The sequence below is a fragment of the Stenotrophomonas sp. 220_Sma genome (genome assembly GCF_056487375.1).
Genome location: NZ_CM151348.1, coordinates 4,924,424 through 4,946,681 on the forward strand (window position 1 = coordinate 4,924,424; position 22,258 = coordinate 4,946,681).

A 22,258-nucleotide genomic window follows, 5' to 3' on the forward strand; every position below is an offset into this window, starting at 1 on the left:
GCGCCCGCTCCCGTTGGGAACGGGATCCGACCCCGATTCAGAACAACGTGCCCTGCACCGTGGGCTGTTCAATGCGCGCCGGTGCTTCGGCCACTGCTTCCGCACCCAGCCGCCACGCCAACCCACCCAACCGGCTGGCATGGCGCTTCAACGCCGCTTGCAGCACGTCCGCACTGCCCGCCAAATGCAGCACCTGGCGGGCGCGGGTCAGGCCGGTATAGACCAGTTCGCGCGACAGCACGCGGCTGTCCTGGCGCGGCAGCTGCAACCACACCTCATCGAACTCCGAGCCCTGTGCCTTGTGCACGGTCATCGCGAAGGCGCTTTCGTGCGCGGGCAGTGCCGCCGGGTGGAAGGCGCGTGGCTGGTCGATGCTGTCTCCGGGGAACCAGGCCACCATCGCGCCGCTGCCATCGCGCAGGCAGATGCCGATATCGCCATTGAACAGGCGATGACGGTAGCTGTTCTCGGTGACCAGCAGCAGGCGGCCCTGGAAGTAGCCGGGGGTGTTGCCGGCCAGCAGCTGTTCGATGCGGCTGTTGAGCCCGCGTGCGCCCTGCGGGCCTTCGCGCAAGGCGGTCAGCACGCGCAGGCGCCCGGCCTGCTGCAGCGCCCGTACCGGATCGGCGGCGTCGGCCAGTGCACGCCAATGGCCCAGCAGGTGCTCGCGCTGGCCACGCAGCGGATCGGCTTCGCCTTCGTGGAAATGCACGCCGGCCAGTTCACCACTGCGCAGCAGCTGCAGCGCGGTGCTGCTGTCGCCCTCGCGCACGGCATGGGCCAGCGGTGCCAGGTCCAGCGCATTGCTCTGCCGGTAGCCGCGCTGCAGCTGTACGCGACGGCCGGCGAAGGCGCGTGGTGCGGCCTGTGGCTGCAAGGTGGCCGGCGCCAGCAGGCCGTGCAGCGCCTGCGCGTCGTCGGCACGGGTGCCGATGCCGTCGCCGCTGGCACGCAGGATCGCGCTGAGCACATCACCGGCCTCGACCGACGGCAGCTGGTCGGGATCGCCGAGCAGGATCAACCGGGTGCCGCTGGCGATCGCATCGACCAGCTTGGCCATCATCGGCAGATCGATCATCGAGGCTTCGTCGACTACGACCACGTCCACCGGCAGCGGATTGTCGGCGTGGTGACGGAAGCGCGGTGAATCGGGAATCACCCCGAGCAGGCGATGCAGGGTGGTGCCGGTACTGGGCAGCGCCGCGCACAGCGCCGGATCCAGTCCTTGTTCCTGCAGACGTTGCACAGCCACACGCAGGCTCTCGGCCATGCGCTCGGCGGCGCGCCCGGTGGGCGCGGCCAATGCCACCTCAGGCAGCGGCTGGCCGGCGTGCCCGGCCTGCGCAGCCAGCAGCAGCAACAGGCGCGCGATGGTGGTGGTCTTGCCGGTGCCGGGGCCGCCGGTGACCAGTGCCAGCGGATGGCGCAGGGTCACGCCGGCCGCGCGTGCCTGGTGATCCTCGCTGCCCGATGCCTGCGGGAACAGCTGCGCGAACAACGGTGCCAGCGCCGCCATATCCGGCGCCGGCAGCGGATGCCGGCCGATACGCTGCAGGCCGGCCGCCAGCTGACGCTCGTACTCGCGGTAGCGGCGCAGGTAGAGCAGGCCGTTTTCCAGCACCAGCGGCGCATCCTCGGCGATGGCATCGGCCTGCTCGGGTGTCGCGACCCACGGCGATGCGCGCAACTGTGCCAGCCAGTCCTGTGCGGCAGGCCACTCGGATACGCCTTCCAGCAACCGCTGCGGTTGTGCCGGATCGAACGCAGCATGGCCTTGCGATACCGCCAGCGACGCAAGCGCGGCCGCCAGCGCCACGCTCTCGGGCGTGTCGTCGCGCAGCCGCTGCAGGCTGGTCGCCAGTGCATGGTCGAGGGTGCGCAGCAGGCCCTTCTGGTGCAGTTCCTTCAGCAGGCTCATGCACTGGCTCCACGGGCACGCGCGGCCAGTTCGGCCTGGGCCTGTTCGCCACCGGCGAACAACGCATCCAGGGCATCCACCAGCGCCAACGGAAAGCGGTCCACATGCACACCGTTGCCGGCGGCATCCAGGCCGCGGCAGAACAGGTAGCGGATGCCGCCCATGTCGCGCTCGTAGTCGTAGGCCGCACCCAGGCGGAAACGCAGCCAGCGATGCAGGGCCACGGTGTAGATCAGTGCCTGCAGGTCGTACTCGCTGTGGCGCATGGCAATGGCCAGCAGGTCCGGGCTGTAACCGGGCAGGCGGTTGGACTTGTAGTCGAGCACGTACCAGCGCCCGTCGCGCACGTAGGTCAGGTCGATCATGCCGGTCATCAGCCCTTCCAACCGGCGGCGCTGGCCGAAGCCGCGTCGCGTGCTGGAAACACCGTGCGCATGCAGCACCTGCAGCAGCGCCGGCACCGTGGTCGGCTCGATGGCGAAATGGAAGTCGATTTCCGCGCGACGCTCGCCTTCACCCAGGCTGTGCAGCGCGCCGCCTTCGGGTAGCGGCACGGTAAGCGTGTGGCCGACCAGCGGCACCAGTACGGCCACGCCATCGTCCAGATCGACGTCGGCATAGCCTTCGTCGTGCAGTGCCTTGCGCAGCACCTCGGCCTGGCCCTCAGGGGCTTGCAGGCCTGGCTGCCAGTCACCCCATGCGGCGAAGTCGACGTTCTCCATCGCTTCGTGCAGCACGTTGCCGAAGCGACTACCCATGAAGCGCGGGTCGACCGGTGTCCTGTCTTCGGCCGCCGCGGCGGGTTCCGGCAGTGCCGGTTCCAGCGGCAGTTCCGGGCCCGCAGGTTCGTCGGCGGCGGGTGCCGGCAGCTCGGTCGCGGCGGCTTCGATATCACTGTCAGCGCCCGCATCGGCATGCGCCAGCTGGGTGAAGCTGTATACCCACCAGTCGTGCGGGACGCGCCGGGTCAGGGCACGCACCGCCGGAAGGTCACCTTCCACTTCGGCCGCCAGCTGCGGCAGCGCGGCCGCTGTCTCGCTGTCATCGAGGTGCACGTCGGCATGCGCGCGCAGCGCCTGCAGGTCGCCCAGCAACGGCGCCAGCCGTGTCCTGCCGAGTCCGGCCAGATCACCCACGGCGATCCACAACGCGTGTTCGGCGCGGGTCAGGCCGACATACAGCAGGCGCGCATCTTCGGCGCGCTGCTCGCGCTCACGTTGGCTGCTGGCCGTTTCCCAGGCCTCATCCTTGTCCAGCTTCCAGTGCAGCTGGCGCTGGCCGCCGACGTGCACGGTGCAGTGCGAGGCGGTGTTCGGTGCGCCACCGTCGATGCCGACGAAGGGCAGGAACACCAGCGGGTACTCCAGGCCCTTGCTCTTGTGCAGGGTGATGATCTGCACGCGGCGCGCATCCGATTCCAGGCGCAGCAGCTGCTGCTCGTCATCCTGGTCGGCGCTGGCCATCTGCCCCTGCAGCCAGTCCAGCAGGCCATGCATGCCCAGCGCCTGCACCGAGGCTTCCTGCAGGAGTTCACCCAGCTGCAGGTAATTGGTCAAGCGGCGCTCGCCATCGATCAGCGCCAGCAGGCGTTCGCCCTGCGCGGCACAGACATCGGCGATCACCGCGAACGGTCCACCGCGCTGCCAGCGCTCGCGCCAGTGCAGCAGCTGCGCCTGGAACTCGCGTTGCAGGTCGCCCTCGCGCTCCATCGCGGCGATTGCACTTGCCCGCTGGCCAAGCAGCACGGTGGCCAGCACCGCACGCAAGCGGCCTTCGTCGGCCGGTTGCAGCAGCGCCAGCAGCAGCGCGCGCAGATCACGCGCTTCGCTGGTGGCGAACAGGCTCTGCTTGCCGGCCGCCACGGCGGGAATGCCGACCGCGGCCAGCGCGCGCTGCACCAGCGTCGCCTCGCGATGCGAGCGCACCAGCACCGCGATGTCACCGGGCTGCACCGGGCGCCCACGCAACACGGCATTGCCCGCACGCGCCTCGACCAGGATCTGGTGAATCGCAGCCACGCAGGCCTGGGTCGCGGCCTCACGCGAGGCGTCGGCGCTCATCGCCTTGTCACCGCCACTGCGCAGCACGCGCAGGGTAAGTGCCGTGGCGGCATGGCCGTCGCGCTGGTAGTCCTCGTCGATGCGCACGCCACCGGGCCGCACCGGCTCGAACTGGATGTCGCGCTCGAGGAAGGCGTCTTCGCCACCGTTGTCGTACAGCGCCTGCAGCGCGCGCAATACAGCCGGTCGCGAGCGGAAGTTCTGGTCCAGCACCGGCGCCTGCTGCGCCACCTGCTTGGCCTTCAGGTAGGTGTGGATATCACCGCCGCGGAAACCGTAGATCGCCTGCTTGGGGTCGCCGATCAGGAACAGCGCCGGCGCCAGGCCGAGTTCGCGCACCTCCGGCGAATCGCCGAACACGGTGTGGAAGATGCCCCACTGGCGATCGTCGGTGTCCTGGAACTCATCGACCAGCGCGATGCGGTACTGCGCACGCAGTTGCTTGACCAGCATCAGCCGCTGCGGGCCTTCCAGGGCGAGCGCTACGCCATCGATCAGATCGTCGTAGGTCTGTACCCGGCGCGTGCGCTTCAACGCCTGCAGGCGCTGCGTGGCTTCGGCGCGAAGCGTGTGCAGGAAATTCAGCGCGGTACCACGCAACCAGGCATCGCGTTCGGCCAGCAGCGCGACATAGCGCGCCAACGGCGCCTGCAATGGCGACGACGGCGTGCGGTCGGGGAACTTCTTGTTGGTCTTGTCGGCCAGCACCTCCGGCAGCAGCGCCGGCAGGCGTTCGCTGGCCAGCAGCTCGCGCGGGTCGGCGCGCTCGGCCCAGGCCAGCAGCTGGCGGCCCAGCGGGTGCAGCCAGCCCAGCTTGTAGGACACGCCATTGATCCACTTGTTGTCGACGGCATCGCAGAGGTCGATGAAGAACTGCTCGCCATGTTCGCGCACGCTTGCGGACAGTGCCTCGGCCGCGCTCTGCAGCGCCGCATGTGGATCAGCCAACGTCACCGGCTGTGGCAACGGGTGCAGTGGCGGCGTGCCCAGCAGCGCGCGCAGATCGGCGGCCAGCGCGTCCGGGTTGGACCACAACCAGGTCAGCGGCTCCAATGTGGCCGGGTCATTGGCATGCACCCGCCACAGATCAGCGGCCAGCTCCTCCAGCAGTTCACGATCGCTGGCCAGCAGTTCCGGCGGATCAAAGGTGTGGCCGCTTTCCAGCGCATGCTCGCGCAGCACGCGGGTGCAGAAGCCGTGGATGGTGAAGATGGACGCCAGGTCGATTTCGTCGGCAGCCACCTGCAGGCGGCGCTTCAGTGCAGCGGCGCTCTCGGAGCCGCCCTGCAGATGACGCTGCAGCACGTCGCGGGTCAATCTCGCGTCGGGTGCTTCACCCTCGGCCGGTTCCAGATCGACCAGGCGCGCGGCCAACGCCAGGCGCTCACGGATGCGCTTGCGCAGTTCCTGGGTGGCAGCGTCGGTGAAGGTCACCGCCAGGATCTGGCCGATGCGCAGGCCCTGCTCCACCACCAGGCGGGTGAACAGCGTCGCCAGGGTGAAGGTCTTGCCGGTACCGGCGCTGGCCTCGATCAGGCGGATGCCATCCAGCGGCAGGGCCAGGTAGGGATCGCCCGCCATGCGCTGGGTTTCCTCATCTGCGATGGCGGGGGTCATGCGCTGCCCTCCTGGCTGGTGTCGGCGCCAAGGGCGCGGCCTTCACGCACCGCACTGAAGACCAGCTGGCTGTTGCGCAGCAGGTCGGCATAGCTGGCGTCGGTGGCAAACGGGTCGGCACCGCGCAACAGCAGCTGCCAGGCGTCGCTGCTGGATTCGCCCCAGCTGCGGTCGCTGCCATGCCACTGCTTCCAGCCTTCGCTGCGTTGTTTTTCTGCCGGCGCGTTGTACAGCACCCAGCCGGTGTACGGGGCAAAGCGCAGCGGCTCGCGCAGGCCACGCTGGCGAAGCTGCAGCAGTGCGCGCAGTGCGGCGCGTGCAGCGGGAGCGCTCAGTGCCGGCAGCACATGCGGGCCGGGACCGGCGTCACCGCCATCGTGGAACTGCACCAGCGACAGCGCATCGCCGGCGGCGTTGGCCAGCAGCCAGTCCAGGCCCTGGCGGATCACCGCATTGCCATTGAGGGTACCGGCGCGCAGGCGCACCAGGCCCTCGGGATGCCGATCGGCCACGCGGCCATGCAGGCGCACGCCGTCGATGTCCACTTCGTAGCGACGGCTTTCCAGCGGTTCGCCCTGCATCCAGCCCAGCAACGCACTGGCATACGGACGGGTCTTCAACTGCTCCACCTCGAACTGGCGCTCGCCCAATGGGCCCGACGGCAGCAGGCCACGCGCGCGCAGCCGCGGGTACAACGGCTCGGTATCGCCGCTGAGCGTGGCGCGCACCACCGCCGCCTGTACGCTGCGCTTCTCCGGCCCGCGCGAGGACAGCACCAGCGGTTCCAGGTCATCGACGTCCTCGACATCGTCGGCCAGGCGCAGGCCCAGCGACTGTGCGAGGAACTGCCCGGCCGGGTCGCACAGGAAGCGGCGCAGGGTATCGAGTGCGACGTCGTCTTCCACCGCATCGTCGAGCGGCGGCGGCAAGGGGGCATCGAACCACGGCTGCAGGCCCCCACGCTGGCCGGTGAGGCGACCGGCGGCCGGATGCCATTGGCGGCGATAGCTGAAGCGGCGTGGATCGCCGTCACCGAACGCGGCTGGCGAGAACGGCTGCAGTGCGTGGCGCACGGTGAAGTCGCGGACCGCCGCAGGCGGATCGAGGTGATACGCGGCGGCGGCATCGATCAGTTCACTGACCAGCACCGACGGCTCGCGCACGCTGCCATCGCGCGGATCGGCACCGAGGTAGCTGAGGTAGAACACCTCCTGCGCGGCGGCGAACAGCTGCAGGAACAGGAAACGATCGTCTTCGCGGGTGGAGCGATCGCCCGGACGGCGGCGCGGCGTGTCCAGCTCGGCGGTGAGCTGGTTGAGACCGGCCGCCGGGTCACGGCGCGGGAAATCGCCATCATTGAGACCGAGCACGCAGATCACCCGGAACGGCAGCAGGCGCATCGGCACCATGCGGCCGAAGCTGATGCCACCGGTCAGCAGCGGTGCGCGCGTATCCGCCTCGCCCAGCGCGCCGGCGAAGTGCGCGCGCACCACCTCCGGCGGCACCCCGTCCGCGAAACCGGCCTTGGCGGCATCATCGGCGAACTGGTTGAGCAGCTTGCGCAGGCGCTCCAGCGCGCGCTGGCTGTTGGGCGAGCTGGGCGCAGTCGGCAGCAGCGCGTCCAGCAGCGACAGCAGGCGTTGCCGCCACTGCGCCGGGGTCAGCAGCTCACCGAGGCGGCGCTGGTAGACCGCCAGTACGCGCAACAGGCGCAGCAGCCGGTCCAGCGCTTCCAATGCGCCGCCCTCCAGCTCGATCCACGGTGCGACACCGGCCAGGTCGGCCTCGCTGCCGGTCGCGTGACCGAGCACCAGGCGGTCCAGCGCGAACTGCCAGGTGTAGGCGTCGTCGGCCGGTGCCTGGTGCTGGTTGCGGTGCTTCGCATCCAGGCCCCAGCGTGCGCCCGCCTGCTGCAACCAGCCATGCAGGCGATCGAAGTCCACCGCTTCCAGACCGGCCGCTTCGGCCAGCGGTGCACTGGCCAGCAGGTCCAGCACTTCGTTCAAGCCGAAGCGCGAGACCGGCAGGCCCAGCAGGTGCACGAACACATCGGCCAGCGGTTCACCGGCCAGCGGGCTGCTGTCGGCCAGCGCATAGGGGATGTGCTCCTCCTCGCCACCACGGCCGCCGAACACCGCCTCCAGGTATGGCACGTAGGGATCGATGTCCGGCGCCAGCACCGCGATCTCGCGCGCCTGCAGCGGCGGGTCGAAGCGCGGGTCCTGCAGCAGGCTGCGCAGCTGGTCGTGCAGCACCTGCAGCTCGCGCAGGCGGGTATGGCAGGCGTGTACCTGCAGGCTGGGATCGTCGCTGCGCAGCCCGTCACGCAGCTCGCCGGAGGGCAGTGCGCGGCGGTGGAACAGGTCACGCTGCAGGCGATGCAGCAGGCTGTCGGACAGGCCGCCTTCATCCAGGCTCGGGCGGGTGTCCTCCTCCGGATCGGAATAGGCGGCGATCTCGCCAGCAGGGTGCACCACCTCGTAGCTGCCCAGCACCGCCATGAAGTCGCGGCCGGCTGCGCCCCAGGCTTCCAGCAGGCGGTTTTCGCCGGCTGCTTCGCCGAAGGGATCGGGCGCGCCGCTGCGCAGGCGCTCGGCCAGTGTCTGCAGGTCACCCCAGTACGACTGCACCGGGGTGGGCATATAGAAGTGCAGCTCGCCCACCCGCGCCTGGGTGGCCATCACCCGCAGCACGTCGGGCGAGATGTTGAGCGTCGCGAACGCAGACATGCGCGGCGGCAAGCCCTGTGGCAACGGCTGGCCGGCCCCTTCGAAACGGTCCAGGTATTCCTGGATGCGGCGCGCGCGATAGTCGTGGCCGTGGGTGATGGTGCGCCACAGGATCGCCTGCGGATCGGCCGGATCGGCACCGGCCGCCCAGCGCAGCAGCCAATCGCGGCGCCAGGCCTGGTACTTCTCGAACACCGAGGCCAGCTCGCCGGCCAGCGCCCACGGCTTCAATGCGTCATCGCCGGCAAGATAGGACTGCAGCGCGCGCATCGGTGGCTGCGCCAGCAACGCCGGGTCGCGCAGGGCCTGGTACAGCTTCCAGTGCAGGCCGGCCGCGTCCAGGTCGTCCTGCTCGCCGCTGACATTGGCCTTCAGTGCGCGGGCCACGAACTCGCCCGGGGTCAGGAATTCGAGGTTGGCGGCGACGCCGAATTCCGCGGCCAGTGTCGCTTGCAGCCAGCGGCGCATCGCCACCTGCGGGATCAGCACCACTTCCGGCGCCAGCAGTGGCTGCCCAGGTACGGGCGCGCGCACGTTGCGTGCCAGCAGCGCGGCCAGCACGTCCAAGGAATTGGAATGGTAGAGGCGGAAATCGCTGCCTGGGTCACTCATCATGCACAGTGTGCAGGACGGCAGGCAGTATTCAATGGTTGGCCCGCCAGCGGTACGGATTGTTCCGGGATGCCGGTCGATTGTCCCGGCCTGCGCCAGGACGTGTCGTGCAACAATACTGCACCGTCCAGTCTGCTTATGTTCAGCCGGCTGGCCCGATCCTTCGATGTCTAAAAAACGTTAATGGTGCCCATGTCGGCTTCCACCTCCAGTCTGGTGCAGTTATCCAACGTCCGCATCGACCGGAGCGGGCGCACGATCCTGCGCGACGTGTCGCTGCAGGTGCCCAAGGGCAGCATCACCGCCGTGCTCGGTCCATCCGGCAGCGGCAAGTCGACCCTGCTGGCGGCGCTGACCGGCGAACTGCGCCCGGTCGCTGGCGAGGTCACCCTGTTCGGCAAACCGATCCCGCATGACAGCGCCGCGCTGCTTGAAATGCGCAAGAGCGTGGGCGTGCTGCTGCAGGGCAATGGGCTGCTGACCGACCTGACCGTGGCGGAGAACGTCGCGCTGCCGCTGCGCACGCACACCCGCCTGCCGGCCGCCGTGCTGCGCCGGCTGGTGCAGATGAAGCTGCATTCGGTGGGCCTGCTGGCCGCCGCCGACGCCTGGCCGCGCGAGTTGTCCGGTGGCATGGCACGCCGCGTGGCGCTGGCCCGCGCACTGGCACTGGACCCGCCGCTGATGATCTACGACGAGCCGCTGACCGGGCTGGACCCGATCGCCTCCGGCGTGATCATGAGCCTGATCCAGCGCCTCAACCACAGCCTGGGCCTGACCAGCATCATCGTCAGCCACCACGTGCACGAGACCCTGCCGATCTGCGACCAGGTGATCGCGATCGCCAATGGCGGCATCGTGTTCCAGGGCACGCCCGAGGCGCTGCAGTCCAGCCAGGACCCGCTGCTGCGGCAGTTCCTGCACGGCCAGCCCGATGGCCCCATCCCGTTCGATGCCGCGCCGCGCGCGAGGGTCGCCTGATGCCGTTCGTCCAAGCCACCCGCTCGCTGGGTCGCGCCGGCCTGTTCTCGCTGACCGTGCTGCGCGGTTCGCTGCCAACCCGTGATTTCCTGGCCGAGCTGACCCGCGAGATCTACAAGATCGGTGCGCGCTCGTTGCCGATCATCGCCGTCGGCGGTGCCTTCGTCGGCCTGGTGCTGACCCTGCAGGGCTACCGCACGCTGACCACCTTCGGTGCGGCCGACGCGCTGTCGACCCTGCTCGGGCTGTCGCTGTACCGCGAGCTGGCGCCGGTGCTGACCGCGCTGCTGTTCATCGGCCGCGCCGGCAGTTCGATCGCCGCCGAGCTGGGCCTGATGCGTGCCACCGACCAGATCAAGGCGCTTGAGCTGATGGCGATCGACCCGGTGGCCAAGGCGGTGGCACCGCGCTTCTGGGCGGCGGTGCTGACCGTGCCGCTGCTGACCGGCATCTTCTGTTCGCTGGCGATCAGTGCCAGCTACTTCGAAGCGGTGCACGTGCTGGGCCTGGACAACGGCGTGTTCTGGTCGGCGCTGCGCAACAGCGTGGACTTCTGGGACGACTTCGGCGTGGCAATGCTGAAGTCGGCGATCTTCGGCGGCACTGCCGCGCTGGTTGCCGCCTATGTGGGTTTCCACGCCGAGCCCACCATTGAAGGCACTTCGGTGGCGACCACCCGTGCGGTGGTCAATGCTTCGCTGCTGGTGCTGATGTTCAACTTCGTGCTGTCGGCAATGTTGTTCACCTAACCCCTCCACCGGCGGTGCGCAGGCGCGCGCGGCCACAACGACTCGATCAGGTAATCCACATGGCCATCCGCGGTCCCAGACTCGAATTTTCCGTCGGCGCGTTCCTGTTGCTGGCCCTGGCCTCGCTGATGGTGCTGGCCGTGGCCTCGACCAACCAGCGCTGGAGCTGGGGCAGCGAAGGCTACGAGCTGAAGGCACGCTTCTCCCAGGTCGGCCAGCTGCGCAAGCAGGCGCCGGTGAAGATCGGCGGCGTCACTGTCGGCCAGGTCGCTTCGATCGACCTGGACCCGGTGAAGTTCGAATCGATCGTCACCCTGCGCATGGACAGCAAGGTCAAGGACCTGCCGGCGGACACCTCGGCCGGCATCTTCACCAGCGGTTTGCTCGGCGAGAGCTATATCGGTCTGCAGCCGGGCGGTGATCCGGACGTGCTGAAGGCCGGTGACGAGATCGTCTTCACCCAGCCGGCGGTGGACCTGATCCAGCTGGTCGGCAAGTACATGTTCAGTGGCGGTGCCGGTGGCGGCGCTGCTCAGAAGCCCAACGATGGCGCGCAGGCGCCTGCAACGGAACCGCAACCATGAAGATGAAACTGATCCCGGCCCTGCTCGCCTCGGCGCTGCTGGCGGCCACCCCGTTCCTGGCCCAGGCCCAGGCCGCTGCGCCGGCCGCTGCCGCAACGCAGAGCCAGGCCGGCAAGGTGGTGATCGATGCCAGCAGCCGCATCCTGTCCACGCTGCAGCAGCGCAAGAGCGAGTTCACCAGCAACCCGGCCAGCCTGCGCAGCTACATCGACAGCGAGCTGACCCGCACCTTCGACCGCGACTACGCCGCGCGCCTGGTGCTGGGCCCGCACGCCCGCGGCGCCTCCGACGCCGACATCAAGCTGTTCGCCGATGCCATGGCCGACAGCCTGATGCAGCGCTACGGCTCCACCCTGCTCAACATCCAGGGCAAGCCGAGCTTCCGCCTGAAGGGTGAAAGCCCGCTGCCGGGCAATCGTGGCGTGCGCGTGAGCACCGAACTGGTGCGCGCCGGCAACGAACCGACCCCGGTCGAGTACTGGATGCGCAACGTGAACGGCCAGTGGAAGATCTTCGACGTCAACATCGAAGGCATTTCCTACGTGCAGACCTTCCGCAACCAGTTCGACACCCCGCTGCGCCAGAAGGGCATCAAGCAGGTGGCCAACGAACTGCACAGCGGCAGCATGCAGGCCGGGCCCGCGGGCAATGGCAAGTAACGCACTGGCGCTGCTGGAAGGCGACACCCTGCGCCTGCGCGGGGTGCTCGACCGTGCCGCGGTGATCGCACTGTGGCCGCAGCTGCAGGCCCTGCCGGCAAAGCTGTCACGGCTGGAGCTGGGTGAGGTCGAACGCGTGGACAGCGCCGGCCTGGCGCTGCTGGCCGAGCTGGCCGCACGTGCGCGCAAGAGCGGTCACCCGCTGGCAGTCTCCGGCGCGCCGGCCGGCTACAACGAGCTGAGCGCAGCCTACCGGCTGTCGCCCGACCTGGATTTCAACGCTACTTCTGCTGCGAGCTGACATGAACGTCGTACGCACTTTCCCCCTGATCGTCCTGGCCACCGCCCTGACCGCCTGCGCCGGCAAGCCCGCACGCAGCGATGCGCCCGCAGCCAGCACCGTGGTCCCGGCCAGCACCATCGCCGAGGCCTCTGCCGCCACCGCCGATACCGCTACGGTCGATGCCGCACCGGCAACAGCCGTGGTTGCCGCACCTGCGCCGGCCACGCCGCCATCCGCACCGGCCCGCAGCGCCGACACCGATGCGGCCAGGGCCGCGGCGGCGACCGCCCCCGGTGGTGACGACGACTTCGATGCCCTCTACGGCGGTGCCGGCAACACTGGCAGCGCGGCAGCCTACGATCCGTGGGAACCGTTCAACCGCAAGGTGCACACGTTCAACAACGCGGTTGACCGTGGCATCGCCCGCCCGCTGGCCACGGCCTACACCCACGTGGTGCCGCGCTTCGCCCGCACCGGCGTCAGCAACTTCTTCAGCAACCTGCGCGCACCGGTGACCATCACCAACCAGCTGCTGCAGGGCCGTGGTGCCGATGCGTGGGACAGCCTGGGCCGCTTCCTGATGAACAGCACGCTGGGTATCGGCGGCCTGTTCGATCCGGCCAGCAAGGCGATGGTGCCGCGTCGCAATGAGGACTTCGGGCAGACCCTGGGTGCCTGGGGCTGGCGTCGTTCGCGTTACGTGGAACTGCCGTTCTTCGGCCCTCGCACCGTGCGCGATGTGTTCGGCCTGGCCGGTGACATTCCGCTGTCGCCGATCCGCCGCATCGAAGAGGACAAGATCCGCATCGGCCTGCAGGGCATGCAGCTGGTCGATACCCGCGCGCAGCTGCTGGCAATCGACGACCTGCGTGACACCGCCGTGGACGAGTACTCGCTGGTACGCGATGCGTGGATGCAGCGCCGCAACTACCAGATCGAGAACGATCTGCGCAGCAAGCGCGACCGTGGCCACGACGATGCCAATTCGCCGATCCCGGTCGATGCGATGCCGATGCCGCAGTGGACGCACTGAGTCCGGTCTGCAGCGCACGAAAAACCCCGCCTCGGCGGGGTTTTTCTTTTCCGGTAGGTGCCAACCTTGGTTGGCACGCTTTCCTCAGGCTGCCAGCGCTGCCTCGATGGCCTCGCGCAGGCGCGCGTCATCGGCAGCCACGTCCGGGGCGAAACGCGCGATGACCTTGCCGTCGCGGCCAACCAGGAACTTCTCGAAGTTCCACAGCACCGCCGGTACTGCGTGGATCGGGATCTCCTTGCTGGCCAGGCGCTCACGCAGCGGGCCTTCGCCGATCGACTGCGGCTGGGCGGCGGTCAGCTGCTGGTACAGCGGATGGGTATCGTCACCGGCCACGCTGATCTTGGAAAACATCGGGAAGCTGACCTCGTAGGTGAGCTGGCAGAACTGCTGGATCTCCGCCTCGCTGCCCGGCTCCTGGCCGAGGAAGTTGTTGGCGGGGAAGCCCAGTACTTCCAGACCCTGCGCGTGCTTTTCCGCATACAGCGCCTGCAGGCCTTCGTACTGCGGGGTCAGGCCGCACTTGGAGGCGACGTTGACCAGCAGCAGTACCTTGCCCTGGTAGTCGGCAAGCGAGGACGGCTGGCCGTCGATGGTGGTGAGGGAAATGTCCTGGATCGGGGTGCTCACGCGGGGGCTCCGGCAACAGCGGGGAATGGCCCACCAGCATAGCGCCGCGCGATGGCGGTAGTGCCGGCCGCTGGCCGGCAATCGTGCGACCGTTCGCAAGGGTTCATGCGGTTGCCGGCCAGCGGCCGGCACTACGATCAGTCCACGCAGATCGTGCCCTGCGCCTTGCCGTCATCAATGCGCTGGCGGCAGCCGAAGTTCTGGCGCACATCGCGCTGGCAGGTACCGGTAGCGGCGCTGCCAGCGCCCACCTCGGGACCGGCCAGGCACTGGCCCGTGCAGTCGCTTTTGCGGCTGCAGGCCTTGCCGGCATCGGCATAGGGAATCACGCACTGCTCGCGTTGCAGCCGGCCGAGCCGTTGCAGGCTGCCGCCGGCGGCCTGGCAGTCGACGTCGCGCGCCTCCTGGTAGGCCTCGGTGGCTTCCGGCGTGTCTGCCGCCGCCGGCTGTGCCGCCGCATCGGCGGCGGGCGGCGTGCTGCTGCAGGCCGACAACAGGACGGCCAGGGCCAGGCTGGCAAGGAAGCGCAGACGCATGGTCGGACCTGCAGGCGGTAATCGAGACCACCAGCATACGCATTGCATGGTGCAGGTGGTGTGTCAGTGCACTCAGGTCTCTTCGCCGCCCTCCGGGGCAGTCAGCTGCTGCATCGGATCCGGGGTCAACTCCGGCGGCAGCGCGCGCTTGGCCTTGCTGCCCAGTTCGGCAAGTCGACGCGCACGGCTGATGGCCGACTGCGGCGAATCGATCAGACGGTTGCGTGCATCGGCGTAGGCCTTGCCAGCATCGTCCAGCTTCTTGCCCATGTCACTGAAGTCCTTCAGGAAGCCCGTCAGTGCGTCCAGCACCAACCCGCCTGCCTCACTGATCTTCAGTGCCTGTTTCTGCACCTTGTCGCGCGTCCACAGGCGCTCGGCCACGCGCAGCAGGGCCATCAACGTATTGGGCGAAGCAAACACCACGCGGTTGTCAAAGGCGTAGGCCTGCAGGCTGCCATCGGCACCCAGCGCGGCGGACAATGCACCTTCGATGGGAACGAAGGCGATGGTGATGTCCAGCGTCTCGGTGCCAAGTGCTTTGGGGTAGTTCTTTTCGCCGAGATCCTTGACGTGCTGGCGCAGCGCGACGGCATGGCGGCGCAGCGCGTCTTCGGATTCCTCCGGAGTGGCAGCGTTCATCGCCTCCTGCCAAGCGATCAGATTGACCTTGCTATCGATCACTACGCTGCGTTCGTCAGGGAACTGCACGACCACGTCCGGGCGCAGACGTGCGCCGTCATCGTCCACGGCGTGCTTCTGCCGCTGATAGTGCACGCCCTCTTCCAGACCCGACCCACGCAGCACGTTGTCGAGCATCAGTTCGCCCCAGTCGCCGCGGACCTTGGCGCTGCCCTTCAGCGCATTGGTCAGGGCGGACGCTTGCGCGGCCATATCCTGGTTCAGCGTCTTCAATTCGCCCACGGCGCCGAGCAGGCTGGCCCGCTGGCGGGCTTCCTCGCCATACAGGGTATCGACCCGGGTGCGGAAATCACCCAGCTTGTCGGCGAACGGCTTCAGCAGACCTTCGATATCCGCACGCGACTGCACCGTGGCCTGGCGCACGTTCTTTTCGAACTGCTGTCCGCGCTCCTCGAAGACCTTGCCGGCCAGTTCAGCAAAGGCGCCCGAAAGCTTTTCCTTCGCAGTCTCCAGATAGCTTCGCAGTTCCGTGCTGGCTTGCTCCGAATGCTGCAGGTTCGCCAGCGCGCGCGCATGTTCGCCGTGCAGCTGCTGATAGCGCTGCTGTGCCTGTTGCAGTTCCGCGCTGGATTCGTTCAGCGCCGTGCGTGTCTGAGCCAAGGCCGATTCGCGTTCTGCCAGAAGTGCCTCGCGGCTGGCTGACACGGCAGTCTCACGCGCGACCTGCGTGGTCAGCGTGGTAATGGCCTCGGCGTGTTGCAGTCCCCGCAGACGCTCGCTTTCCAGCTCCGCAGTCAGCGCGTCCAGACGGCCTCGCAGCTGGCCGGCATCGACCAGGGCCAACCGGTGCTGTTCGCGTTCACTGATCAGCTGCTGGTGCAGATCACCCGAGGACGCGTCGCCTGCCCCACGGCGCAGCAGGATGACCAGTGCCACCAGTGTCGCCAGCAGCAGGGCCACGGCCAGGATCATGAGAAATTCGATGTTCATGCCACCAGTGTAGGCTGGCCCCGTCTCAAACGCTGCGTCAGGCCATGCTCGAACTGTACGGTAAGCCGACCTCGATCAATGTGCGCAAGGTACTGTGGCTGTGTGCCGGGCTGGACCTGGCGGTGCGGCACCATGCGGCACCCGATGCCGACCTGCTGCGCGGCCTTAACCCGAACGCACAGGTGCCGGTGCTGTGCGAGGGCGGCTTCGTGCTGTGGGAATCCAACAGCATCTGCCGCTACCTGGCCGCGCGCGCCGGGCGCCACGACCTGTTGCCGGTGGCGCCGCAGGCACGGGCGGGGGTGGAGCAGTGGATGGACTGGCAGGCGACAGATCTGAACACGGCGTGGCGCCACGTGTTCATGGCGCGCGTGCGCGGGCATGCCGATTACCCGGACGATGCGCGGGCGGAGGCGAGCCTTGCGCAGTGGAACCGGCTGATGGCTGTGCTTGATGCACAGCTGGCCGCCACCGACGGCTACGTGGCGGGCAACGCCTTCACCCTCGCGGATATCGTGCTCGGGCTGTCAACCCAACGCTGGCGCAGCACACCCGGCAGCAAGCCGGCACTGGCACATGTGGATGCCTGGTTCGAGCGCCTGCGCAAACAGCCCGGTTTCGCCGAGTACGTCGACAACGGCGTGGCCTGAGCAGTGGCTTCCGCAGCTGTTGGCAGGTGTCGACCTTGGTCGACACGGCTGATCCACGCCATGCGTGGATGAAGCGCTGTAGAGCCGGGCGCAGGCTCGGCTCTACAGAAAGACCGGGCGTTACCAGCCTTCCAGCACGATCTTGCCCTTGGCACGGTGGCTCTCCAGCAGCGCGTGGGCACGCCGCAGGTTGGCCGCGTCGATGCGCCCGAAATGCTCGCCCAGGGTGGTCTGCAGCACGCCTGTGTCGATCAGCTCGGCCACCCGGTTCAACAGGTCGTGCTGGCGCTGCATGTCGGCGGTGCGGTACAGCGGCCGGGTGAACATCGATTCCCAGTGCAGTGACAACGCCTTGCGCTTGAGCGCCATCACATCCACCTGGCCCGGATCATCGATCAGCCCCAGCTGGCCCTGCGGCGCCAGCAGTTCCACGATCTGCGCGTAGTGCTGGTCGGAGTGGGTCAGGCTGGCCACGTGCTGCACCTCGCTGATGCCGAGCCGCGCCAGGCCCTCGGCCAGCGGCAGGCTGTGGTCGATCACATGGTGTGCACCCATTGCGTACGCCCAGTCCTGGGTATCCGGACGCGAGGCGGTGCCGATCACCGACAGTTTCGTCAGCTTCCGCGCCAGCTGCACCAGGATCGAACCGACACCGCCGGCAGCGCCGATCACCAGCAGGGTCTGGCCTTCGCCACCGCCCTCGGGGATGCGCAGGCGGTCGAACAGCAGTTCCCAGGCGGTGATCGCGGTCAGTGGCAGCGCGGCGGCGGCGGCATCGTCGAGGCTGGCCGGCTTGCGGCCGACGCTGCGTTCGTCCACCAGCTGGTACTCGGCATTGCTGCCCGGGCGATCGATGACGCCAGCGTAGTAGACCGCATCGCCGGGCTGGAACAGGGTCACCTCGCTGCCCACCGCGTCGACGATGCCGACCGCATCCCAGCCCAGCACACGTGGGCCATCGGTGGCCACGCCGCGACGGACCTTGGTGTCGACCGGGTTCACCGCCACCGCGCGCACCGCCACGCGCAGGTCACGCGGGCCAGGCTGCGGCAGCTCCAGTTCGATGTCGATCAGGGCCTGGGCATCATCGATCGGCAGGCCGGCTTGGGTGTAGGCAATGGCGCGCATGGCAGCGGTCCAGTGGGGAAGGAGGCGACAGGTTGCGCCGCACGCGCTCCCGCAGAAAGGCGCAGAATCGGGCAGCACTTTCACTCTGGCAATGAAGATGATCCGCTTCGACGATCTGCAGCTGTTCGTCCGCACTGCCGCACTGGGCAGCTTCTCGCAGGCGGCGCGCGAGGCCGACCTGCTGCCCGGACAGGTCGCCGCGGCGGTGGCGCGGCTGGAACGCGAGCTGGACCTGCGCCTGTTCGTGCGCACCACCCGCAGCCTGCGCCTCACCGGCGAGGGTGCGCTGTACCTGCCGTATGCGCAGGAGGTACTGGCCACCCTGCGCGAGGGCCAGGCGCGCGTGCAGGGCGAGGACACCGAGCTGCACGGCACCCTGCAGCTGTCGGCGCCCTCGGACCTCGGCCGCAACCTGCTGCTGCCCTGGCTGAGCGCTTTCCGCGCTGCGCACCCGCGGCTGCGCCTGCACCTGCGCCTGTCCGACGAGGTGGCCGATGTATTCCGCGACCCGGTCGACGTGGCCATCCGCATCGGCCACTTCGACGACGCCAACTACGTCGCCCTGCCGCTGCTGGAAGGCAATCGACGCGTGCTGGCCGCCTCGCCCGGCTACCTGCAGCGGCGTGGCACGCCCACCCGCCTGGAGGATCTGCGCGAGCACGACTGCCTGGTCTATCAACTCAACGGCCGCGCCTACGACCGCTGGTCATTCGAGGTCGACGGGCGTCGCAGCGTGATTCCGGTGCGCGGTCCGCTGGTCTGCGACGACGCCGATGTAGTGCGACGCTGGGCCGTGGCCGGCGAAGGCATCACTTACAAGTCCTGGCTGGACCTGCGCGAGGACGTGCTGGCCGGGCGCCTGCAGCTGCTGCTCGATGGTGTTGGCAGCAGCATCCCGCTGCAGCTGGTATGCCCGCACCGCAAGCAGTTCTCGCCAGCGGTACGGCAACTGCATGCGCAGCTGCGCCAGCACCTGCAACCGCTGCTGTCTGGCATGCCCACTGGCCTCACCCGCCCCCTGTCGCCAACGGCGGCACTGGCCGACAATGGCGGCCCCCCGTAACAAGAGAACGCCGCCATGCCGTGGATGGGCATCCAGGACCTGTGGACATTTCTGGTCGCTGTGCTGGTGTTTCTCGCCCTGCCCGGCCCCGGCACCTTCACGCTGCTGACCGCCACCGGCCGTGGCGGCGTGCGTGGTGGCTATACCGCGCTGGCCGGCCTGCTGGTCGGCGATCAGATCCTGATGTGGCTGGCGTTGGCGGGCGTGGCGGCGCTGCTCAAGGCCAACCCGCTGGTGTTCCACGCGGTGCAGTACCTGGGTGCGGCCTACCTGGTATGGGTGGGCATCAGCCTGCTGCGCACGCCGAAGCACGAGGGCGGTGATGCTGGTCCGATCCGCATGCAGCCGGGCCGCTACTTCCAGCAGGCGATCCTGGTCAGCCTGCTCAACCCGAAGGCGATCCTGTTCTACATGGCCTTCCTGCCGCTGTTCATCGATCCGAAGGCGCACCAGGGCATCGCCACCTTCGCGGCCCTGGCCGGCATCATCCTGGTGGTCAGCATCGCCTACTGCTCGATGCTGATCGGCGTGGGCAACCTGGCCCGTCGCCGCCTGATCCAGCATCCGCGCATCAGCGATGCGCTGCGCCGCGTGGCCGGCCTGTTCCTTGTCGGGTTCGGCATCCGGTTGGGGTTGAACGGATGAAGGCCTGGCTGGCAACCGCGGTCGCACTACTGCTCGCCGGCACCGCCTCTGGCACCACCGTGCAGGACCATCGCTGCCTGAGCGGCGGTCGCAATGACAGCATCCACCTGGAATGGCGCTGGCTGAAAGACGGCCGGGCCGATGTGCGCTACGCCGGGCAGCGCGAGCGCCTGCCCCTGCACCGGATCTCGATGGAGACCACGGTGCTGGCCGAAGATCGCCCGTACCAGTTCGACAGCGTCTGGGAAGAACGCATCGACGGACGCCTCAACGGCCGCTACCTGCTGAGCACGCAGGGTGCCCTGGTGCTGGATCTGCATTACGAACGCGCCCGCGATGGCCGCAGCACCACCTTCCACGACGACCCCGAAGCCTGGCAGGAAGACGGCTGCCGCTGGCCCGGCAGGGTGGCCGAGTGAGCACCATCGACGACGACACCCTGCTGGAGCGCAGCTGGGAGTATCGGGAGGAGACGCTGTACCGGCGGTTGTTCGGCGATACCGGACCGGGGATCTACCCCCTCGACATGGATCTGCTGCGCAACGTCTTCAAGCAGGAGCAGATCGACCCGCGCTGGCTGCATGTCGGCGTCAATGCGTGCCCTCCGCACGGTGATCGACGGCACTGGATCTATGTCAGCACCGGCCTGTCCAACCCCTGGGAAGGGCGGCACGAAGATGGAGATTCGGGGTGGGGCATCGAACTGATGCTTGAGACGCAGGATGAAGCGACGTGGGCGCTGACCACCTTGCGCTGGTTCACCGCGTACCACCTGCTGCTGTGCCACTCACGCATGCCCGGCAATCCGTTGGCGCCATGGGACCGGCTGAAGCTGGGGGGGCCGGTGGATCACGCGGGGAGCATGCTGCAGGCGGCCGTCTTCGTTCCGTCACTGCATTTTCCTGGACCCCAGCAACTGCCATCGGGACGATTCGACTTCCTGCAGCTGCTGCCATTGACCCTGGACGAGCATGCGTTCGGCCGCGCCCAGGGCTTCGAAGTGCTGGTGGCCCAGTTGAGAACCCAAGGTGCGGCGCCGGTGGTCGATCCGCAGCGGGTCAGCATCGATCTGGCCCCTGCTCCCACGCTTCAAGCGCCTCCCGGCTCGCCTTGAGGGATCGAATCATTTCGAATCCTGCCGGCATTTGTGCCGATTCCGGCAGAATGCTCGGAGTACAGCCGCGCCGGTGACGCATCTGACCCTCGCATGACCCCCGTCAGTGGTAATGCTGCGCTGCGTTCGGTCACACTCGGGAACTTGTCGTTCTTAGTCACCCCTTCCGAGGCCTGCATGTCCCTGTTCCGGCGCAAGTCCCTAGATTCCGTCACCGTCCACGAAGCCGGCAGGCGCCTGATCCCGACGCTCAGCTGGCCGCACCTGATCGCGCTGGGTATTGGCGCCATCGTCGGTACCGGCATCTACACGCTGATCGGCGTCGGTGCCAACCTGGCCGGCCCGGCCGTGCTGATCTCCTTCGCCATCGCCGGTGCGGTCTGCGCCTGCGCGGCACTGTCCTACGCCGAGCTGTCGACGATGATGCCGGCCGCCGGCAGCGCCTACACCTACAGCTACAGTGCGCTGGGCGAGGTGTTCGCCTGGGTGGTGGGCTGGAGCCTGATCCTGGAGTACTCGCTGGTGGTGAGTACGGTGGCGGTGGGCTGGTCCGGCTACTTCGTCGGCTTCCTCGAATGGGTCCACACCCAGTTCGGCTGGAACGTGCACCTGCCGGCCTGGCTGGCGGCCGGCCCGCACGTGGAAGGCGGCATGATCAACCTGCCGGCGATCATCATCACCTGGCTGGTGGCCGGCATGCTGATGGCCGGCACCAAGGAAAGCGCCACCCTCAACGCCATCCTGGTGGTGTTCAAGCTGATCGCGCTGGCCATCTTCGTGGCCGTTGCCCTGCCCGCCTTCGACAGCGCCAACCTGCAGCCGTTCATGCCGTATGGCTTCGCCAAGTCGATGGGCCCCGATGGCGTCGAGCACGGCGTGATGGCAGCGGCGGCGATCATCTTCTTCGCCTTCTACGGCTTCGATGCGATCTCCACCGCCGCCGAGGAAACCAAGAACCCGGGCCGCGACCTGTCGATCGGCATCATCGGTTCGATGATCGGCTGCACCATCGTCTACGTGCTGGTGGCGCTGGCCGCCGTGGGTGCGATGAGCTACGCCGTGTTTGGCCACAGCGCCGAGCCGCTGGCGCTGATCATGCGCCAGCTGGGCCATCCGACCGCGGCGATGGTGATCGGCGTGATCGCGATCATCGCCCTGCCGACCGTGCTGCTGGCCTTCCTGTACGGCCAGAGCCGCATCTTCTTCGTGATGAGCCGTGATGGCCTGCTGCCGCGTGGCCTGTCCAAGGTCAACGCGCGCACCGGCACGCCGGTGGCGACCACGCTGTTCACCGCAGTGGTGGTGTCGGCGCTGGCCGGTGTGGCGCGCCTGGACGAGATTGCCGCGCTGGCCAACGCCGGTACCCTGGCCGCGTTCACCGCCGTCGGCATCTGCCTGGTGGTGCTGCGCCTGCGCGAGCCGAACCGCGAGCGCACGTTCCGCACGCCGCTGGCCTTCGTGGTCGGCCCGCTGGCCGCGCTGGGCTGCATCTACCTGTTCATCAGCCTGCCGCACACCACGCAGCTGTACTTCCTGCTGTGGAACGTGGTCGGCCTCGTGCTGTACCTCCTGTACAGCCGCCGCCACGCACTGATCGCGAAGTAAACGGATCACCGGTCGTGCCGGCCAGCGGCC

The 22,258-nt window shown here is 68.4% G+C and carries 19 protein-coding genes; 12 read left to right on the forward strand and 7 right to left on the reverse strand.

Annotation, left to right across the window (positions count from 1 at the left end):
• Positions 1 to 37 precede the first annotated feature (37 nt).
• Genes recD through recC form a run of 3 tightly spaced genes read right to left on the reverse strand, consistent with a single transcriptional unit; the run spans position 38 to position 8,939 of the window.
• Positions 38 to 1,918, reverse strand: coding sequence for an exodeoxyribonuclease V subunit alpha (gene recD / locus ACZLIB_RS22855; protein ID WP_478468827.1), 1,881 nt, complete (start codon positions 1,916 to 1,918; stop codon positions 38 to 40).
• On the reverse strand, positions 1,915 to 5,595 hold the full coding sequence (gene recB / locus ACZLIB_RS22860) for an exodeoxyribonuclease V subunit beta (RefSeq protein ID WP_478468829.1): 3,681 nt from the start codon (positions 5,593 to 5,595) through the stop codon (positions 1,915 to 1,917). The genes recD and recB overlap by 4 nt, the downstream gene beginning before the upstream one ends.
• Complete coding sequence (gene recC, locus ACZLIB_RS22865) at positions 5,592 to 8,939, reverse strand: exodeoxyribonuclease V subunit gamma (protein WP_478468830.1); 3,348 nt, start codon at positions 8,937 to 8,939, stop codon at positions 5,592 to 5,594. The genes recB and recC overlap by 4 nt, the downstream gene beginning before the upstream one ends.
• Before the next feature lie 189 nt (positions 8,940 to 9,128).
• Here recC and ACZLIB_RS22870 point away from each other — a divergent pair, with 189 nt between their 5' ends.
• Genes ACZLIB_RS22870 through ACZLIB_RS22895 form a run of 6 tightly spaced genes read left to right on the forward strand, consistent with a single transcriptional unit; the run spans position 9,129 to position 13,225 of the window.
• Entirely contained in the window at positions 9,129 to 9,917 is a 789-nt protein-coding gene (locus tag ACZLIB_RS22870; RefSeq protein WP_153856625.1) for an ABC transporter ATP-binding protein, read from the forward strand.
• Positions 9,917 to 10,666 carry an MlaE family lipid ABC transporter permease subunit gene (locus tag ACZLIB_RS22875; RefSeq protein ID WP_005414955.1) on the forward strand — a complete coding sequence of 250 codons (750 nt, stop codon included), beginning with the start codon at positions 9,917 to 9,919 and terminating at the stop codon, positions 10,664 to 10,666. Before ACZLIB_RS22870 ends, ACZLIB_RS22875 begins: the two co-directional genes overlap by 1 nt.
• Positions 10,667 to 10,725: 59 nt before the next feature.
• Entirely contained in the window at positions 10,726 to 11,250 is a 525-nt protein-coding gene (gene mlaD / locus ACZLIB_RS22880; RefSeq protein WP_478468831.1) for an outer membrane lipid asymmetry maintenance protein MlaD, read from the forward strand.
• On the forward strand, positions 11,247 to 11,909 hold the full coding sequence (locus tag ACZLIB_RS22885; protein ID WP_010487479.1) for an MlaC/ttg2D family ABC transporter substrate-binding protein: 663 nt from the start codon (positions 11,247 to 11,249) through the stop codon (positions 11,907 to 11,909). Before mlaD ends, ACZLIB_RS22885 begins: the two co-directional genes overlap by 4 nt.
• Complete coding sequence (locus tag ACZLIB_RS22890; protein WP_032128488.1) at positions 11,899 to 12,210, forward strand: STAS domain-containing protein; 312 nt, start codon at positions 11,899 to 11,901, stop codon at positions 12,208 to 12,210. Before ACZLIB_RS22885 ends, ACZLIB_RS22890 begins: the two co-directional genes overlap by 11 nt.
• A 1-nt stretch (position 12,211) precedes the next feature.
• Entirely contained in the window at positions 12,212 to 13,225 is a 1,014-nt protein-coding gene (locus ACZLIB_RS22895; protein ID WP_049420935.1) for an MlaA family lipoprotein, read from the forward strand.
• 84 nt (positions 13,226 to 13,309) lie between these two features.
• Here ACZLIB_RS22895 and ACZLIB_RS22900 read toward each other — a convergent pair whose 3' ends face one another.
• The 3 genes from ACZLIB_RS22900 to ACZLIB_RS22910 all read right to left on the reverse strand — a co-directional run bounded on the left by ACZLIB_RS22900 (position 13,310) and on the right by ACZLIB_RS22910 (position 16,023).
• Positions 13,310 to 13,855 carry a glutathione peroxidase gene (locus ACZLIB_RS22900; protein WP_478468832.1) on the reverse strand — a complete coding sequence of 182 codons (546 nt, stop codon included), beginning with the start codon at positions 13,853 to 13,855 and terminating at the stop codon, positions 13,310 to 13,312.
• A gap of 137 nt (positions 13,856 to 13,992) precedes the next feature.
• Entirely contained in the window at positions 13,993 to 14,391 is a 399-nt protein-coding gene (locus ACZLIB_RS22905) for a hypothetical protein (RefSeq protein WP_032128490.1), read from the reverse strand.
• Positions 14,392 to 14,463: 72 nt separating this feature from the next.
• Positions 14,464 to 16,023 carry a DNA recombination protein RmuC gene (locus ACZLIB_RS22910; protein ID WP_032128491.1) on the reverse strand — a complete coding sequence of 520 codons (1,560 nt, stop codon included), beginning with the start codon at positions 16,021 to 16,023 and terminating at the stop codon, positions 14,464 to 14,466.
• Positions 16,024 to 16,067: 44 nt separating this feature from the next.
• Here ACZLIB_RS22910 and ACZLIB_RS22915 point away from each other — a divergent pair, with 44 nt between their 5' ends.
• Entirely contained in the window at positions 16,068 to 16,673 is a 606-nt protein-coding gene (locus ACZLIB_RS22915) for a glutathione S-transferase family protein (protein WP_478468833.1), read from the forward strand.
• A gap of 120 nt (positions 16,674 to 16,793) precedes the next feature.
• Here the strand turns inward: ACZLIB_RS22915 and ACZLIB_RS22920 are convergent, their stop codons facing one another.
• On the reverse strand, positions 16,794 to 17,801 hold the full coding sequence (locus tag ACZLIB_RS22920) for a zinc-binding alcohol dehydrogenase family protein (RefSeq protein ID WP_478468834.1): 1,008 nt from the start codon (positions 17,799 to 17,801) through the stop codon (positions 16,794 to 16,796).
• A gap of 91 nt (positions 17,802 to 17,892) precedes the next feature.
• On the opposite strand from ACZLIB_RS22920, the gene ACZLIB_RS22925 reads away from it, so the two are divergent.
• From ACZLIB_RS22925 to ACZLIB_RS22945, 5 genes are all read left to right on the forward strand, one after another.
• Positions 17,893 to 18,864, forward strand: a complete 972-nt coding sequence (locus tag ACZLIB_RS22925) for a LysR family transcriptional regulator (RefSeq protein ID WP_121504956.1) — start codon at positions 17,893 to 17,895, stop codon at positions 18,862 to 18,864.
• A gap of 15 nt (positions 18,865 to 18,879) precedes the next feature.
• A complete protein-coding gene (leuE, locus tag ACZLIB_RS22930; protein ID WP_005411716.1) occupies positions 18,880 to 19,509 on the forward strand; it encodes a leucine efflux protein LeuE in 630 nt (209 codons plus the stop codon).
• The gene (locus tag ACZLIB_RS22935) at positions 19,506 to 19,928 is read left to right on the forward strand and encodes a hypothetical protein (protein ID WP_478468836.1); all 423 of its coding nucleotides are present in this window, start codon (positions 19,506 to 19,508) and stop codon (positions 19,926 to 19,928) included. Before leuE ends, ACZLIB_RS22935 begins: the two co-directional genes overlap by 4 nt.
• Complete coding sequence (locus tag ACZLIB_RS22940; protein ID WP_478468837.1) at positions 19,925 to 20,623, forward strand: suppressor of fused domain protein; 699 nt, start codon at positions 19,925 to 19,927, stop codon at positions 20,621 to 20,623. The genes ACZLIB_RS22935 and ACZLIB_RS22940 overlap by 4 nt, the downstream gene beginning before the upstream one ends.
• 177 nt (positions 20,624 to 20,800) lie before the next feature.
• Positions 20,801 to 22,228, forward strand: a complete 1,428-nt coding sequence (locus tag ACZLIB_RS22945) for an amino acid permease (protein WP_423167750.1) — start codon at positions 20,801 to 20,803, stop codon at positions 22,226 to 22,228.
• Positions 22,229 to 22,258: the final 30 nt, after the last annotated feature.

Excerpts from the sequence above, each read along its gene's own strand:
- recD (WP_478468827.1), bottom strand. The coding sequence starts at position 1,918 with ATGAGCCTGCTGAAGGAACTGCACCAGAAGGGCCTGCTGCGCACCCTC.
- recB (WP_478468829.1), bottom strand. The coding sequence starts at position 5,595 with ATGACCCCCGCCATCGCAGATGAGGAAACCCAGCGCATGGCGGGCGAT.
- recC (WP_478468830.1), bottom strand. The coding sequence starts at position 8,939 with ATGATGAGTGACCCAGGCAGCGATTTCCGCCTCTACCATTCCAATTCC.
- ACZLIB_RS22870 (WP_153856625.1), top strand. The coding sequence starts at position 9,129 with ATGTCGGCTTCCACCTCCAGTCTGGTGCAGTTATCCAACGTCCGCATC.
- ACZLIB_RS22875 (WP_005414955.1), top strand. The coding sequence starts at position 9,917 with ATGCCGTTCGTCCAAGCCACCCGCTCGCTGGGTCGCGCCGGCCTGTTC.
- mlaD (WP_478468831.1), top strand. The coding sequence starts at position 10,726 with ATGGCCATCCGCGGTCCCAGACTCGAATTTTCCGTCGGCGCGTTCCTG.
- ACZLIB_RS22885 (WP_010487479.1), top strand. The coding sequence starts at position 11,247 with ATGAAGATGAAACTGATCCCGGCCCTGCTCGCCTCGGCGCTGCTGGCG.
- ACZLIB_RS22890 (WP_032128488.1), top strand. The coding sequence starts at position 11,899 with ATGGCAAGTAACGCACTGGCGCTGCTGGAAGGCGACACCCTGCGCCTG.
- ACZLIB_RS22895 (WP_049420935.1), top strand. The coding sequence starts at position 12,212 with ATGAACGTCGTACGCACTTTCCCCCTGATCGTCCTGGCCACCGCCCTG.
- ACZLIB_RS22905 (WP_032128490.1), bottom strand. The coding sequence starts at position 14,391 with ATGCGTCTGCGCTTCCTTGCCAGCCTGGCCCTGGCCGTCCTGTTGTCG.
- ACZLIB_RS22910 (WP_032128491.1), bottom strand. The coding sequence starts at position 16,023 with ATGAACATCGAATTTCTCATGATCCTGGCCGTGGCCCTGCTGCTGGCG.
- ACZLIB_RS22915 (WP_478468833.1), top strand. The coding sequence starts at position 16,068 with ATGCTCGAACTGTACGGTAAGCCGACCTCGATCAATGTGCGCAAGGTA.
- ACZLIB_RS22920 (WP_478468834.1), bottom strand. The coding sequence starts at position 17,801 with ATGCGCGCCATTGCCTACACCCAAGCCGGCCTGCCGATCGATGATGCC.
- ACZLIB_RS22925 (WP_121504956.1), top strand. The coding sequence starts at position 17,893 with ATGAAGATGATCCGCTTCGACGATCTGCAGCTGTTCGTCCGCACTGCC.
- leuE (WP_005411716.1), top strand. The coding sequence starts at position 18,880 with ATGCCGTGGATGGGCATCCAGGACCTGTGGACATTTCTGGTCGCTGTG.
- ACZLIB_RS22935 (WP_478468836.1), top strand. The coding sequence starts at position 19,506 with ATGAAGGCCTGGCTGGCAACCGCGGTCGCACTACTGCTCGCCGGCACC.
- ACZLIB_RS22945 (WP_423167750.1), top strand. The coding sequence starts at position 20,801 with ATGTCCCTGTTCCGGCGCAAGTCCCTAGATTCCGTCACCGTCCACGAA.